The 16,501-nt window shown below is 58.1% G+C and carries 8 protein-coding genes (1 of these 8 only partly in view); 3 read left to right on the plus strand and 5 right to left on the minus strand.

Translation table 11 applies throughout. The features are described 5' to 3' along the window. The 5 genes from CR254_RS08395 to CR254_RS08415 form a co-directional block, all read right to left on the minus strand. Positions 1-8,232, minus strand: the 5' end (the start) of a protein-coding gene (locus CR254_RS08395) for an LEPR-XLL domain-containing protein (protein WP_097929391.1). Its footprint begins 23,652 nt before the window's first position; 8,232 of the gene's 31,884 nt are visible here — the first part of the coding sequence; the start codon lies at positions 8,230-8,232; its stop codon lies beyond the left edge, outside the window. Between the two features lie 171 nt (positions 8,233-8,403). Continuing rightward, a complete protein-coding gene (locus CR254_RS08400) occupies positions 8,404-8,922 on the minus strand; it encodes a hypothetical protein (RefSeq protein WP_097929392.1) in 519 nt (172 codons plus the stop codon). Beyond that, positions 8,919-9,935, minus strand: a complete 1,017-nt coding sequence (locus CR254_RS08405; protein WP_097929393.1) for a methyltransferase — start codon at positions 9,933-9,935, stop codon at positions 8,919-8,921. The genes CR254_RS08400 and CR254_RS08405 overlap by 4 nt, the downstream gene beginning before the upstream one ends. A gap of 206 nt (positions 9,936-10,141) precedes the next feature. Beyond that, positions 10,142-11,131 (minus strand): ParB/RepB/Spo0J family partition protein, encoded by a 990-nt coding sequence (locus CR254_RS08410; protein WP_097929394.1) that lies wholly within the window; start codon positions 11,129-11,131, stop codon positions 10,142-10,144. After that, a complete protein-coding gene (locus CR254_RS08415) occupies positions 11,128-12,330 on the minus strand; it encodes an AAA family ATPase (RefSeq protein ID WP_097929544.1) in 1,203 nt (400 codons plus the stop codon). The genes CR254_RS08410 and CR254_RS08415 overlap by 4 nt, the downstream gene beginning before the upstream one ends. Positions 12,331-12,916: 586 nt before the next feature. Here CR254_RS08415 and CR254_RS08420 point away from each other — a divergent pair. From CR254_RS08420 to CR254_RS08430, 3 genes are all read left to right on the plus strand, one after another. Beyond that, positions 12,917-13,951 (plus strand): replication initiation protein, encoded by a 1,035-nt coding sequence (locus CR254_RS08420; protein WP_097929395.1) that lies wholly within the window; start codon positions 12,917-12,919, stop codon positions 13,949-13,951. 237 nt (positions 13,952-14,188) lie between these two features. After that, positions 14,189-15,664 carry a TolC family protein gene (locus tag CR254_RS08425; RefSeq protein ID WP_180955940.1) on the plus strand — a complete coding sequence of 492 codons (1,476 nt, stop codon included), beginning with the start codon at positions 14,189-14,191 and terminating at the stop codon, positions 15,662-15,664. Beyond that, a complete protein-coding gene (locus CR254_RS08430) occupies positions 15,661-16,470 on the plus strand; it encodes an efflux RND transporter periplasmic adaptor subunit (RefSeq protein WP_097929397.1) in 810 nt (269 codons plus the stop codon). The genes CR254_RS08425 and CR254_RS08430 overlap by 4 nt, the downstream gene beginning before the upstream one ends. The last annotated feature ends 31 nt before the right edge of the window (positions 16,471-16,501 follow it).

Raw genomic sequence — 16,501 nt, forward strand, 5'->3', positions numbered from 1 at the left:
AACCGACCCACCCGTCGCCGCTACCTTGCCGGTATTCAGCGCGGTAAAGGTCGAGGTTTCATCCGCCGAAATCGTAATCGAGCCTGTCTTGGCCCAGATATCAGCGCCCTGAACCGTGGTCAGCGCATGACTGCGCACATCGTTATAGGAAATCGCCGCCCCAACCGCCGTCGCGTCCGAGGTGGACACATTGCCAACACCCGCAACACCTGCCGTCGCTGCGATCAGCGCGGCATATTGCTCAGGCGTGACATTGACTTTGCGCCACAGCGTTTCATCGGTGTAATTCGTCGTCGCCAGATCAATCGGGTTTGCATAGTTCGGGCCATAGATGATGTTGCCATCGGCATCGACCTGCTGAACTGCGGCGTACATATCACCTGCGGTCAATCCACCGGAAGTGGCCACATTCGACCCGATCCGCACCAGATCACCAGCCGTCATCGCACGGGTGCCAGACAGAGTGGTGTAGTTATAATCATCCGCCAGATTGGTGGCGATGCCCAGAACGATGCTCAACCCGCCATCATTGCGGACGGTAACTTGCGTTTTGCTATTATTGGTTGCGTCCAACGTCGCATCATCCGTTGCGCTGATCGTGATGTTACCGCCAGCAATCAACTGGTTCACATCGGCGTGCGTCGCGGCCGTCCAGCCCGTCGTGCTGCCAAATGCGGTATCCGCCGGGATGGCCACGTCACCTGCGGCGCCGGTCCATTTCCAGACATTGCCATCACCCGCGATAACGAAATCGCCATTTGCGAGCGTTTCGGTTCCTGTCGGCTCAACCAGGGCACCGGTGATCCAGGCCCGCGCACCCGCGCTCAACTTGTTCGAGGCAACAATCGCGCCAAAGCCCTTACCGCTGGCATCCTTCAACGCGCTGGCCGCACTGGTCGTCTGGTTGCCCGTCGTCGCGGTTACTGTTGCGGTATTATCTGCCGTAACATCAATATCGCCATCTGCTGTGACCTGAACGCGGTCCATCCATGCGCGTGCCTCGGCTGGTTCCTCACCGTTAAACGCCTCGGAAATCGGGCTGGAGCCGATCAGCGTTTCGACTGCGTTGAACAGTGCGTTCGAGGGCTTCCACCCCATTGTGTTGAATGCCGCCAACACGCCATAGGCCGTATCGCCCGTCGCCGTGACTACCTGCATATTGGCCGACATAACCATGTCGTTGATCGCCTTAACGATCACATCGCCAGCATCGGTTGCCCCGCCAGCCGCATCACCTGCGTTTACGGTGCTGTTGATGATCGCCGCCTCAGCCGAGCCCAACATCACGTTGGTGCCGACCGTACCGCTGATCGCCTCGCTCTCTCCCTCACCCACGGCATTACCGCCCGAAGACGAGGTCGCGTTGTTGACGTCAACCTCCATGCTGGCGTTCAGATCCGCCGTGACCGAGATATCGCCATCCGTCGTTTCCAGAACAGCATTCTGTACAATCGCGCTGGCACCCGAACGATGATCGTTCAGCACGAAAACAATGCCCGTTGCCTTACTGTCAGAACCGGATTGGGACTCGCCCTCCTTCACCCGAACATCAGGAACATTATATCCCTGCGGAATAATCGAGCTTTCGGATGCTTCGCGCCATAGGTCCAGATCGAGGAAGTTCGCCGTGCTCAGATCAACCAAAATCGGGTTGCCCGACGCATCCACATCATTGCCGAGATAGTAGTAAATCTTGCCCTGTGCATCCGCTGTGGCATGCGCATCATCCACGCGCACCCGATCCTGAAACCCGAGCGCTACAGACCCAACCGCAACGCCTGTATCAAAATCAACCGGCACCACATCGTTCAGCGTTTCCTGCAACACATCGGCGCCGCCGGTATTCGACGTGGTGGAGGACGACACGAATTTGGTGTTCGAGAAGAATTGCGAGCGGTCCTCGGCCAGCACCGACAGATCGGTGCCCGCCTTCAGCTTTTCACCGGTCGCCGCATCCGCATTGTCGATCAGGATATGCGCCTTGGCCTGCGCCTTGTTCGAGGAGATCAACGCCCCGGTGCTGGACCCGCCTGCACCCTGAATTGCGCCCGCCTCGGACATGGTGGAATTCGTCACCGTCGCGTTCATCAGCGCGGTTGTATAGGCCGCCGCGTCAATCGCGCCGCCAGCCAGAATATTGGTCGCCGTGATCGTAACCGCACCACCGGACTCAACCTTACCGTCCAGCAGATCATCCGAGATGAACGGATCGCCGATAATCGCCTCGAACGTGTTGAACAGAATGTTCTGTGAATCCCAGCCCAACGTGTTGAAGGCCAGCGTCAGGCTCTTGGCCGTGTCGCCAGTCATCGCGTTGGAATCGATGGTGCTGTCCATAACAACCGCTTGGTCAGCCGTGATCGTCACATCGCCAACCGTCGCGCGCAGGTCCGCATTGTGAACCGTCGTGCTGGCCGCACCCAGCAGCATGTTGGTCGCAACCATGCCCTGCTTGGACACAACCGTACCCGACCCCCAGGTCGAACCGCCCGAGGTCGTAACCGAGGTCGTAATATTCGACAGCAGCGTCGCATTGCCAAGCGCCGCAATCACGATATCGCCGGTCGCAACGGTGATCGCCACCTCGCGCACATCAACCGCCGTTGCGCCATCAACCTGGTTGGTGACAACAGTCGCGCCAGTAGCCTTCGCATTGGAGTCCGCCAGATTGCCAAGGTTCGGCGTCAGCACATCCTGCGCATCGGGCATGATCGACAGATCGATCCAGAGCGCACCTTCGCTGGCATCAGTCAGGGTCGCCGCCGTAACCGCACCCAGATCCATCGTCGCATCAGAGCCGGAATAGTAGAACACGCGGCCCGTCAGCGCATTCATCGCCTGCGCTTCGGTCAGTGCAGCGCCGCTCAGCCCGCTTACGTCGATCGTACCGACGCGCATCATGTCGCCCTCGACAACGAGCTGCGTGCCGGAATGATTGGTAAAGCTGTATTCGTTGCTGGCCGCCTTGGCGACATATTCGCCAACCAGATTCATATTGTTGATCGCGGTCGCATCCACCAGCAGCGAGGTTTCGGCCCGCAAATTCGCGCTATCCTGCGCCGTCACACTGACAGATGCCGCCGTGATATCCCGTTGCGGCGCAGCGCCCAGATCAACCCATAGCGCATTGTTGGCAAAGTCCTGAACCGCATTGGTCAGAACCACTGGATCAGGCGTTGCAGCCAGTTCCCAATCATCGGGGGACTCGTCGATCAACTCCTTCAGCGATTTGCCGTCAGTATTGGTGATCGTGGACCCCGTATAGGTCACATAAACCCCGATATCGAACGCGCTCACCAGCCCCAGCAGGCGCACAGTCGTACCCGTAGTCAGTGCCGCCGGAACGGATTCCAGGCCCAGCCCGTCATCCGCATCGATCAGATTAGGCGAGCCGACATAGGCATAGCTTTTTCCATTATAAACAACGCGGTCATCCGTGCTCAGCAGCTCAACACTGGAATTCAGATCATGGGTTTTGGTAGCGCCCGAAATCCACGCCTTCGTCTCACTGGCCACACGGTTAGTTGCCAGAACACCGCCGGTGGCTGACGCATTGGCTCCGTATTTCAGATCCTTATAGGATTTGCCCTTATTGACCTGCTCACCATCGGCATTCGTCTTGGTAGATTCAGCAAAGGCATCCACCAGAACGCGATCATTCTTGGCCTTCGCCGTCGCATCTGCACCAACGGTAGCGTTCAGCAGGCTGACCTCAGCCACTTCCAAACCAGTGCTCGCACTATCCTTGATCTGCCAGATGCGCCCCTCACTATCGGTCACATACCATTGCGAGCCGGCAGCCAGAATTTCGACCGTCAAATCACCTTCGAATTCGATTTCGAGCGTGGCGAACGCCGCCTCCAACGCTGCCTTGATCGCCGCATCTGCGGTTTCATCCGCTACGTCCTCAGGCTTGGCCACGGCCACATTGTCCAGATCATCGCCACTAACGGCTGTGGACAGAACATTAGCATCATCAGAAATCACATTGCGGCTGGCCGCACTGACATCCAGATCACCCGCAACAGATGCGGTGACGTAATCCATGAACGCCTCAGCGCCCGTCGGGTCCGTCTCGATAAAGTAGTTCGAGCCCAAGAACGCATCGACCGCCGCAAACAGGATGTTGCCGGTGTCATAGCCAACCGTGTTGAACGCAAAGGTGTAGCCGATCGACTCCGACTTGCCCGTGGTTTTCACGTCTAGGAATGCATCCATCGTCGTGATGTTCAACGCCTGAACCGTCACATCACCCGAGCCGGTGGTTGTGACCACGCCATTCGACATGCCCGCCGTCGCCTTGGAGAACAGCGCGTTGGTTGCCACAACACCAGACTTCGCCGCCTTCGCCGCCACGGTGGATGTATTCTGCGCCCGCAGCGATGCGCGCTCACGCGCGATGACCGATACATCGCCGCCGGAAACCAGCGTGCTGCGCGTGACCAATGCCTCCGCACCGCCATGCGCCTCGTTCCGCGTAATCATAAAGGATTTCGCAGTGGATGCGCCGCCAGCATCCTTGATGGCAAACCCCTTCATAACGGCCTTGGCCAAGGACGTGGACAACAGATTGCCCGTATCCTTTAGCTGCCACAGGTTCAGATCGGTGAAATCAATCGCCGTCCAATCCGCAACCGTCAGGGGATCACCGCCCAGATATTCGTACAGGCTCTCCCCATCCAGCACCCGCTGGCCGAACGCGATTTCCTGCCCGTTACTCTTGGTCGTATAGGCGTATTCGTTGGTGGCCTTGTCCAGCAAATCGTTAACGATGCCAAAGCCCAGATCATTGTCCGCACTGGCACTGGTCTCCAACGCCGTGGTGGCATCCATAACCGTGCTATCATCGGCAAGGATCGAAATTCCGTCTCCAGTCACCGAGCTGCCCACAATGCTGGCACGCGCGGCCCCGGACAGCATGTTCTGCGTAATCACGCCGGCAGCGGATGCACCATCGGCGCCACGGAATGCCGATGCTGCCGTGGTTGCGTTCATATCCGTCAGGGCAGTCAATGTGGCCGAATTGGTTGCACTCACGCTCAACGCATTCACGCCCGCAGGTGTAGCATGGGCCAAAACTGTCGAGCCTGTGACCAACGCCGTGGCACCCGCCGGTTGCTGCGCGCCAATATCGCTGGCCAGCAAAGCATCCAAGGCCATGAACAACAGGTTCTGGGTTTCATACCCGACCGTGTTGAACGACATCATCAGCGCCTTGGTATCTGCACCGCCTGCAAATGCGCCATGCAGCGTCGCATCCATCGCCGTGGCATTTTCCGCCGACACAATCGCGCCGCCATTGGCCATGGTCAGCGTGCTGTCGCGCAACGTCGCCTTGGACCCGCCATTGAGGATGTTGAACACCAACGCCCCGCCAACCGCGTTACTATCACCATCTCCGGTCAGGGAGCTGCCGCTGGAAACCGTCACACCCACATCGGCAATGGCCGTCAGGTTGCCGGTGCCATCAGCCTTCACCGTAATATTTCCGGCCGCACCTATATCGGATTGCTGGACCAACGCCTCCGCGCCCGAGGTCACCTCGTTCCGCACCACAACGCCACCAAGGCCGATCGCGTCGGTTTCCTGGAATGAATTGCCCGTCGGAACCAGATCGGTTTCCGTCGCCAGCTTCCACAGAGTCGTATCGGTGAAATCGGTTGTGGTCAGGTCAACGGCGGTGCCATCCGCACCCATAAACTTGTAAATATCATTCGCTGTGCCGGTCGCAGTACCGGTGCTGCCATCCAGTTCTGCAAACAGTTGCACACGGTCGCCAAAGTCCAGCGCCGGGTTAGCGCTCAGCGTAGTTGGCGTCAGCAAATCACCATCGGTCTGGATCGTGCCGTTGGTGCGGTAATCCGCAGGGCTGACCGCGCCAATCAGGTTGTCGATATTCGAGGCACCACCATCCGTCGCCGCCGTCGCATTGCTGACCAGCTTGACGTTGGAATTGATGCTCGCGCCGTCAGTCGCCGCTACACTTACATTCTGGGTGGCCGTAATTGTGCTGCGCGTCGCGCCATTATTCGACACAGTCGCCCGCGTGGCAGAGGTCACCATATTCGTCGCCAGCACAATGCCGGCCGCATAGGATTTCGTCTTGCGAGACACCGCGATCGACTCGTTTTTCGCAACATTGGTCGCGGTCGAATCCAGCAGCATCTGCGAGGTTGTCGCATTTACGTTCACGTCACGCCCGCTCAACACGGAACCAGTGACCAGCGCAACCGTGTCGAAGCCCTGATAATCCTGAACCAGGCCGAGCCCCAGGATCGTATCGATCCCCTGCTTAAAGCTGCTGTAATCCACATCACGGCCAAGGTTGTTATAGGCCACAGCCAACGCAACCGCCGCACCATCACCGCCAAGGGTCTGCGCAGATGCCTCCGTTTTGGAATCAATCAATGCGCTGGTGGTCGCAACAACATTCACAGCCTGATTGGCCGTGATCGTCGCATCCGTCACACTGGCCGTTGTGCCACCCAGCAATTCGTTCACGGCCAAGGTGCCCGCGATGTTCAGCGCAAAACCGGTCGGGTTTACATAACCGGTCGGGATATTCAGCTGCTGGGCATTTGCCGTCGCAACCAAAGTCATATCATTGGTCGCCAGCACACTGATGCCGGAATTGGTCGATTCCAGCGATCCCCCGACGACAACAGCGGAGACCGTGCGGTTGACCTCGTTAATCGCCGCGCCCAATGGCAGGCTGATCGAGTTCCAGCCGGACAGGCCGATATCCAGATCCTTGGCCTGCACCAAAATCTCGGTCGTATCCGTCGCCCGAACATCAACCGAACGGCCTGTGACAGTGGAACCGGTCAGCGTGGCAGAGGTTTCGCCCGTGACCGTGTTCGAGGAAACAATCCCCTCCGCACTGATCTTGGACTTGTTCGAGGCGTAGAACCCGACCGCACTGGTGCCTGTGACCGTCGCGGCGCCAACAACAACCTTCGCATCACCAGAAACGGTTTGCGTGGTTAGGCCGAACAGCTCGCTCTTGATCGTCGTGGAAACATCGCCCTCGATAACCGCTGCAAAGGACAGCTGCGCACCACTGATAGACGCATTATCGGCAATCGTAACTGTACTGCTGCGCACGGCATTGATGCTGGAACTTACGGCATCAAATCCAACGCTTGACGCCTCATCCGGATCGTTAAAGACAGCATTGGTCGCGGTATAGGCCAGCGTCTCGATATCCGAGGCAACATCAAGTGCCTCACGCGCCGTGACAAAGATCGAATTCTGCGCCGTCAGCGTACCTGCAATATTAACAGATGCTGTGGTGGACGTGTTGATCTGGCTGACAAAGCCGACCTTATAGTCGGCACTCGGCGTGATACTACCATCGGCGGTCGCACGCAGCGACAGGCTAGAACCGTCAATCGTGGCATCCGCACCAACATTGACATACGCATTTGCCCCACCGGTCAGGGTCGAGGTCACACCGCCCAGCGATGAACTGAAACTGGTGGAGCCGGTTGCGGTCAGCGTGACCGCCCCCTCCGAGATAATGGAACCGTTAATCTGAACCAGCGCAGTGCCATTATCGGCAACGTCCTGCCCGCTGCCCGTGCGCACAGATTCGGTAATACGCGCCGCCGCCGTGAACGAGGCAAGCTTATTGGTCGACGTGCCCAAGCTGACGCCAGACGCCACACGGACCGCGTCTGTGTTTGCAATGATGTTGCCGGTATAGCCCTCATCAAAAGCCACGAAGTCTACACTGTCGTACCCAGCGCCCGCGCCGAATTCCAACGTGAAGCCTGAATCCAGCGTTGATACGTCAAAGTCCACTTCGTAGTGATCGTCGCCACTATCGCCCAGAATCTTCAGCGTGCTGATGCCCGTCAAATTGCCCTGATAGATTACGATGTCGGAATTGTGTCGGTCGGTGATGATGACTTCTTGCGCCGTTGCCCCGGTCGCAATCCGTACACCAATCTCCGTGCCTGCATCCAAATCATCATCGATGGTGACGGTCAGCGTCGAGCCAGACATGACCCCTGCCGCCATCACATCCGAATCGTAGGTCCCCCCCGCGGCCAGCGCGAATGGATCAGCCGACAGCAGAACCCGTGGTTCCATAGGGTCCAGCATAAGCCGCCATGCCGCACGCCGCAGCCGCTCGAAACGATCCCGATCGTGATGTTTCAGGCGGGCACGGAATCCGCGATTGATTGGAAGGCTGGGCAAACTACCGATTACTCGGCGACCGAACGGCATGGACACGGGCAAGTCTCCTGCAAAAAACACAATTGCTTCAACGCAGTAACGCCGCCCAAATAAATCAGGCGATCAAAACGGCATTTTCCTAGCGTCTTTTTACTCTAAAAACCCCGAATATATCCACTCTTTTTATTGAACTGCGTAATGAACTGTGAAGCAGAAGACGCTTTAATCGTTATATAAAAAATGACGCAGTGCGGAATCAACTGATGATTGTGGCTTCATTGTGGCGTCAAGTGTCAAATCACACAGTTGCGGAACTCTTGTCTTTTGAAATGCCAATGCTGGCGCAACAGTTTTAGGATATGCCGCAAGATATCCCGTAATCCATTCAGGGCCCACTTGCGCCAGTAACTGCGAAACCTTGCGGGCAAGCGCGATATCCGCGGGGCATTCCAACCAGATTGAGCTGAGTTTCAGATCAAAACACGGCGGCCATGTCGGCCCCAGCAGGCTGTCAAAAACCGTAAGCTCCCCTGCCCCACGCAACCGCTCCACCAGACCGGGCGCCTCGATTTCCGAAAACGGCGCGCCACGGGCCAGCCACGCCGCAATCTCGTCCGGTGACCGCTGGGTCATCGTCTCGTATTCATCCCACGCAACCAATGGCGCCTTCAGATGCCGCGCCAACAGTTTCGCCACCGTTGATTTACCCGATCCGGGTATGCCGCAAACAGTCAGGATCACGTCTTGGTCCCCACCGTGATATGGAATGGCAGGCCCAGATCAGGCGCGCTTTGCACGACATTACAGCCCCGCGCAGCCAACGCATCCGCATACCATTCGGCGGGCTGATAGAATGGCGCGAAGACCAGATCGGCCGTTAACCAGAACGGCAGCGGACCGGTCGCCTGCAACGGCCCCCGCTCCGCTACGATCACGTGCCCGCCGGGGGCAAGGGCCGCAACCGCGTGATCCAGCAGCTTCAGCCGATCCGCCTCTGGCCAATCATGCAACACGCTCTTGAACATCACCGCATCCCATGGCGCACCGGGCAATTCATCCCATTCGCCGTCCCGCGCATCGCCCATAACAAAGCTGGGCCGCGCGCCGGAGGCCCGCTCCGCATTACGCCGCTGCCCCAGCGTACAAACCGCCGGCAGGTCCAGTACCGTCACCTCCGCACCAAAAGCCGTCATGATTGCTGCGCCCATCACGCCGACATTCCCGCCGATTTCCAGCACCCGCGCACCGGGGTCCAGATCTAGCGCGGCGACAATTTCCGGTGCTTCCGTTTCAGTCAGGATCGCCACGTAGTCACACCAAATCTGCGTTGCCTCTAACGCCGCCGGATCGGTGTTCATGGATTTGCCGTAGTCGAAAATATCGAAGGTGTGCGCGTGTTTCATGAACTTGGGCAGATCACCAACAAGGTCCGACATCCCCATCGCCAGATCGACGCTGACCGCCTTGAGGAAGCGTAGCTTATGCGCAAGCGCCGCACGCCGATGCGGCCAGATTCCTGCAAACTCATCGGTCAGTTTCAGCGTGTCAACGACCTGCTCAACGATGCCTGCACGTTGCAGCAGCACCGGAAAAAACGCCGCCTCTGCCCGCAGGTTCACCTGATCAATCGGCACGGCACCATCCAGCGCGATGCGGTCCAGTAGACCACGCCGCATCCCCAGCTCCAGCGCCATCGCACCGGCAAAGGTTTCAAGAAAGGCATCTTCGGGAGCGTTGGGATTTCTGTATGTCATAGCGCGGAGGGTGGCTGTAGAATGCGCGCTGGGTCAACAGTGTAGTTTGCCGACGCGCAACCTCTTATAAATACAGCTATTTTTATGAATTGCCCATGGGCAATTGGGGATCGAAACCATTACTCTTACAAAATGGGCGACCTCGTGAGGCCGCCCATCGTATTGATATCATGTATATTTTCCAAAATTGCCCATGGGCAATCGCCCTATCTCCGCCGAACGGGATAATGTTCCGCCATAAATTGGCTAAAGGCCTCCTTGATCGCTTCGCGGCTCAACCCCTCATCAAATTCGAGACGGATCTTACGGCCCGATCGCTGCATCTTGATACCCTCACGCTCTCCCGCGCGCTTAAAGGTTTGAACCTCCTTGGGCGCGGCAGCCTTTTTCTCGGGGGTGTTCAGAAAGTTGAAAATCGCCTGCCCGTCCGTGATCGCCCGATCCGTTTCACGCCGACGCACCAGTTCACGACAGCGATCGAACAGCGCATCCTCGTCCTCAGGCGTTGCCATCCAGCGCCGCAACGCGCGTGCGTGTCGTTCCTTAATCAGCGTCTTATCACCGTAAGCGACCACGATCTGACCCGGCAATTTCGCCAGCTGCAAATAGCGGCTCAGCCATGTCGGAGACACCTCAAGCCGCGAGGCCATCTCCTTTTGCGAGCCGCCATAATAGGTCATGCAGGCAACCGAATAATCAATCGCACGCTCGTAATCCGAGATGTCGCGGCGGTCACGGTTCTCGATATCAGCGAGGCGAAACGCCTCCTCATCCGTCAACTCGCGAACGTCGATCAGAAAGCGGAATTTAGGATAGTTATTCGCCCGCAGCCACGAAACGGTCCAGTGACGACGCGCACCGCAGATCACCTCATACTCATGATCGTGCCCCTCAGCCGGATCGAGTTTGCGCACGATTGCAGGGAATTCCTGTTGGCCCTGCGCACGCATACCCTCAATCAAATCGGCGCAGTTTTCCTCGTTCAGAAGATCGTAATCGCGATTGTGCTGACGCCACATACGGCAATTATCCGGATCGACCCAGCGCAGGGTTTTCTCCTCGGTATCGGCGCGTTCGGTCAGACCGGTGCGGCGCTTTAGAAACCGTGTTCCGGACTGGCGATCCGGCTCTGCCGATGGCGCGCGGTCCAAGCCGGAAAGTACGTCGTTGAAAACATCATCATGGCGCTTGCTCATAGCTGGCCCTCCTTACGCAGGCCGGCGTGATGGCTCGGCCAGGATTTACGGACAAGTAGTTCAATCTCACGCCCGACCGCGTCGAGATAGGCACGGCATCGACGGTGGGTATCGGTGCGAGTTTGCGCACCGGTCAGCTCGTAAACCGTGTGTAGATTGGCGGTGGCGTTGTCGATTTCGGCGCTATCCTTCAAGACCGCTTGCAGCATGTCCTGCGGGAAAACGGCGTCCATCATGCGTTTGATGGCAACATGCGCAGACTTGTTATCATTCATCTTGGTCGCCAGAATTTTGACGAAACGGTAATCGCGTGAACCGCCAGCTTCGGCCAAATCGCCTAAAGTGGCGTTCATCATTTTCAGGAAATGCGCGGTCGAGGCGAAGTCGATATTGTTGGGTGGAGCAGGGATGATCAGGGCGTTTGCCGCGCGCAGAACGCTCAACGAAATCATCCCCAGCGCCGGCGGTGGATCGAGCAGGATAACGTCGAACTGATCCTTGATACTGTCGATCCCGTCGCGCAACCGGTCCAGAACGAAGGCGTCTTCGCGCACCATGCGAGCGGCGAATTCATACTCGGCATCATAGAGGCCAAGGTTCGCGGGGATCAGTGCGATGCCCGGCCAATAGGTCGCGCGTAGGGCGTAGTGCAGCGACTTTGGTCCGCCATGGCGAAAGAACGGGTAGAGAGTTTCGTCCTCATCATCGACATCCACGTCTGGGTTCAGGCCGAACACGGATGTGGTGGATGCCTGACTGTCGCAATCGATGACGCAAACCCGGTAACCCTTTAGCGCGAAATATTGCGCCATATGGCAAACGACTGTGGATTTGCCGACGCCGCCCTTAAAGCTTTGCACCGCGATCACTGCTGCTTCGTCATCCTCACCACGATGGGGCAGGGTGCCGAAAACTTGGCGCATCCGGTTGATATCGGCGAGAGCATATCCCGTGCGACGTCCGGTTTCCGGATCCTTTGCCGCGACGGGAAGGCGGCCATCGTCCTCAGCCTCACGGATCGTTTTTTCGGTACGTCCTACCATCTCGGCCGCTTTGCGAACGGTGAAGCTGAGCTGTAGGCGTTTGGAGGTGCCGGGCGCGAAGACCCGATCGCGCAAGCGCTCGATAACGGTGGCAGCGCGGGTGGAGAGCATCTCCAGCTCCGCCTCACCGACTGGGGGAAGGGGGGTCTGCGTCATGGATCGCTCCGCTGTTTGATTGGTTTGCGCAACATTGCCGTTTTGCTGTTTCAACAACAAGTGCGGTTTTTGAAAGGGTACACCTCAAAAACCGGAAATCATCTGAATGAAACAGGATGAACGGAGTTGAAAAGAGGGATTTGGCAGTTTTGGGCCGGAATTCACCCCATAGGTAAGGGTTCGCATAGCGGGAAGCATGGCGCAAATCCTTCTATAGCGAATCAAAAGAAACCCCTTATGTTCAGATTCTTTATGTTCTCTGTTCTAGAAGAGTAAGTAGCTGTAATTATTCCGTAAAAATGGGTTCAATCTTACATTTGGGGTGCGTTGGCGTACATATCGGGGTTGTTTGGCTTACAGGCTGGGGTGGCAAGACTTACGAAACGGGATGCGATGCTAGGCTTACTTTTGGGGAGGCTGCATTCGCTGCGAATCGTGAGTCGCAGAACGTCAATGAAAATAGGGGTTCGGGACGTCGGGGTGAGTCGCGGCACCTGATCTAGGCTTACCTTTTGGGTGATTGCGTGTTGGGGGGCAGCGGTGTAGTCTTACGTGATAACTCCAACAAAAGTAAGAGCAGACAGGTATGGCAGCCGAATCCAAGCCATCTTATCGCACCATGCAGGCGCGACCCAACGCGGAATCCCTGATCAAACCGGGTGAACTGGTCGATCTGGTCGAAGTCACGCCGTTAACCTTGGCGGATCGGCGGATCTATAACCAGCTATTGGAAAACGCATGGGACGCGATTGATAAACCGGTGGTACACACGATCCCCAAGGCGTTGCTGCGCGGATCGCATAATTCCAATGACCGTGTGGGCGAAAGTGTCGAGCGGCTGATGGCCTCGATCGTTAAGGTTGCGGTGAAGTGGGACGGTGAACCGGCGATCGAGCGGGTGCAATTGTTGGGCGGCAATATCGAGCACACCCGACCCGACGGCATGTTGCATTACGAAATCCCCGCGCGATTGCGTAAGATCATTCGCAACTCCACCATCTTTGCCCGATTGCAGCGCGACGTGATGTTCGCGCTTAGCTCGAAATACGCGCTGACCCTCTATGAGATGGTGCAAAAGCGGGGGAACCTGAAGCACAGGTCGGAGGAGCAATTCAGCCTGGACCAATTGCGCGGTGTCCTTGGCGTGCCACGCGGCAAGCTGACGGAATGGGCAAACCTTAACAACCGCGCGATCAAGCCTGCGGTGGCCGAGGTGTCGGCGCTGTCCGATTATGTGGTCGAGATGGAGCCGGTTAAAACCGGTCGACGTGTCACGGGCGTCAAATTGCGCTGGTGGCGCAAGGACGGGCAGGGCGAGGCGGAGCGCGCGCGGGCTATGGAATTCTCATCGGTCGGGCGACGAGCCAAGGCCGAGGGCCGCACAGAGCCGGTGGCTGAAGCCGCGCCAAAGCCCCGTCCGCGTCCCGCGCGTATGGAGCGGAAAGGTGCGGCGCTATCGTCGGAGACATACGAGACGGCGCGCCTGCGTTTTCCCGGATACGATATCTATCACGTGGAATCCGAGTGGCGCAGTTGGGCCGCTGGAAAGGAGCCTGCGCGTGATCCTGATAAGGCATTCCTCGCCTTTTTCCGTAGTTTTGCGGAGAGTAACTCCCTCTAAATACAACCTATGCGTTTATTCATGAAAAAATAATGAGATACGTCAATCAATTGTAAATAAGGTATCGAATAGCACGGCATCGCCAATGAATATGGTGGAGAATTGGCAGCTGAGTATGTAACGTACAGTTGCTACACCGCAGCCACTAAGTCGATGGATGGATGCCGAATGAACCCGACAGGGTGCGCATTGATGAAAATCATGCTCGCAGCAGTAATGCTTGCGGGATGTTTTCCTGTGTCTCCAGTGGCTTTGGATGAAATTGACGCTCCGGTCTATCTGGCCGAGGGCGTGGCCGAACAGACGGCTGAGGGACTGCGCGAGGCGGATCGCATCGCCGAGGGGTCGCCAACCTATCGCGTGCAGGCCGGACGATTCGAGGGTGGCGAGGTGGTAATCCCATCGCCTGCACCTGAGGAATTCAGCGATTTCGGCACTGAGTTTGATGTCGTGCAGGATATCTCACCGACAGGTGCGGATGATCTGGAGGCATTGGCCCAACTGGTTCGTACGCAAAACCTGCGGGTTGCTCAGGCGGCGGAGGGTGTTCGCCGTGCAGATATCGAGCGGGAGAATGCAGGCTTTGCCCTGTCCCCGCGCATTGGTGGCGATATTGATTTCGGGCGGATTGAGGAGCGGACCGGTCGGACCGGCGGTTTCACCGGTACTGAGGGAAATTACGACAGTACCATTTTGCGGGTTGAGGCGACGCAGCCCCTATATGATCCGGCGGCAATTGCAGCGCGGGATGCGGCAGAGCGCGGGCAGGGTGTTGCACGGGCGACTTACGCAGCCGAAACACAGGCCGCTGTGTTCGAGGTTACTGATACCTATCTGCGTGGAATGACGGCCAAGGCTCGCCGCGAATTGACAGCGCGCCGTTTGGGTCGTGTGCGCGAACAGCTCTCCGCCGAAAACCGGTTGCGCGATGCGGGACGCTCGGTCGCGGCGGCTGGCCTGGTTCTGGATGTTGAGCGTGGCTCGGCCGAAGGGGATCTGGCGCTGTTCGATCAGGAGATTGCGGGCGTGTTATCCGATCTGGCCCGCCTGACAGGGCGTGCCGTTGCGGGGATCGATATGTTCCGGCCCGCATCGACCGCGTTTAATGTGCCCAATTCTATTGATACCTATGTAACGGCTGCGTTGCAGGCGAACCCGCTGATGCAGCAGCGCCGCTTGGAAACGGTGCGCCGCCGCGATTTATATCGTGAGGCAGTGGCCCGCGATTTTGCGCCTCGGGTTGAGGGGTATGCCCGCGCCGATTACGAGGGGCAGGGCGGATCGGCGGGGCGGATCGGAACCGATACCGAGGAATATGCCATCGGGGTTCGGATCAGTGTCCCGATTTATAACCGCACCGGAACCGGCTACGCGCACCGCTTGGCGGAAAGCGCGTATCGCGATGCGACTTTGTCCGAAGTTGCGCTGCGTCGGCAGCTTGAGGCGGAAATCACAACATTGGTGGCGCGTATTGATCAGGGCGTTCGCGCAATGGCCGGTGCGCAGGTGTCACTATCCGCCGCACGATCGCTGGTGACTGCGGAGCGTGCCGCGGTTGAGGCGGGCGTAACGGCGCCCGTTGCTGTGCTGGCCCGTGAAATCCAATTGATACGTGCGGAGGAAAGCCTACTGCTACGCCGCTTTGATATTTTGCGCGCGCGGGCGCGTCTTGCCTATCTGACGGGCACTGATCCTGTGGAGGCGTTGATATGAGAGCGTTTCTGATCGCCATGATTCTTGCCGGACCGATCTATGCGCAGGGGATCACGCCGGGTGCTATTCCGTTGCGCCCCGTTGGCGCGCTGGATTGTGCGATCCTGCCGGCGCGGATCATCGAGCTTGCGCAGCCCATCGCCGGAGTTTTGGCCGAGGTGCGGGTGCGTCCCGGTCAGCATGTTGAGCAGGGCGATGTGATTGCCCGCGTGGATACCGATATTTTGCAGGCAGAACTGGCGCAGGCTGAATTGCGGGCGGCGGGCACGGCAACATTGCAGGCGGCGCAGGCGCGGTCTGATGTGGCGAACCGGCTATATAGCTCGGCCCGTCGTGCTTTTGATGGCGGCGTCATCAGTGCCGCCGCGCATGAGGAAGCGCTGCGCGATCAGTTGACGGCGCAGTTCGAGCTGGAGCGTGAGCGTGAGGCCCGCGTTCTCGCCGAGGCGGAGGCAGAGCGTCTGCGCATCCAGATTGCAAAGGGCGATATTCGCGCCCCTGCATCAGGCATTATAGGTGAGGGCCTGTTGGCCCCCGGTGAGGTGGCCAGCGGTGATCCCGTTGCCACCTTGATCGAGGTAGACCCGATGAGAATCGAGGTTTTCGTTCCTGTTGGACAAGTACAGCGCCTGCGTGAGGCACCGGATCAGGTGATTCAGGCTGGTGATCGTGGGGATGTGGAGGCGCAGGTGCGGCTCGAATACATTTCTCCACTTGCGGATCAAGGATCACGGACAATCCGCGCATATTATACGACTGATAATGAGAATATTGCACCGGGATACCGATGCATGATGATACCTTGACATAATATCGCCAAAGGGAACGCGCACTGTG

It is taken from the genome of Pontivivens marinum (assembly GCF_900231835.1).
Lineage (GTDB): Bacteria > Pseudomonadota > Alphaproteobacteria > Rhodobacterales > Rhodobacteraceae > Pontivivens > Pontivivens marinum.

Coding starts and splice junctions, on each gene's coding strand:
- CR254_RS08405 (WP_097929393.1), bottom strand. CDS start 9,935: ATGACATACAGAAATCCCAACGCTCCCGAAGATGCCTTTCTTGAAACC.
- CR254_RS08410 (WP_097929394.1), bottom strand. CDS start 11,131: ATGAGCAAGCGCCATGATGATGTTTTCAACGACGTACTTTCCGGCTTG.
- CR254_RS08415 (WP_097929544.1), bottom strand. CDS start 12,330: ATGACGCAGACCCCCCTTCCCCCAGTCGGTGAGGCGGAGCTGGAGATG.
- CR254_RS08420 (WP_097929395.1), top strand. CDS start 12,917: ATGGCAGCCGAATCCAAGCCATCTTATCGCACCATGCAGGCGCGACCC.
- CR254_RS08430 (WP_097929397.1), top strand. CDS start 15,661: ATGAGAGCGTTTCTGATCGCCATGATTCTTGCCGGACCGATCTATGCG.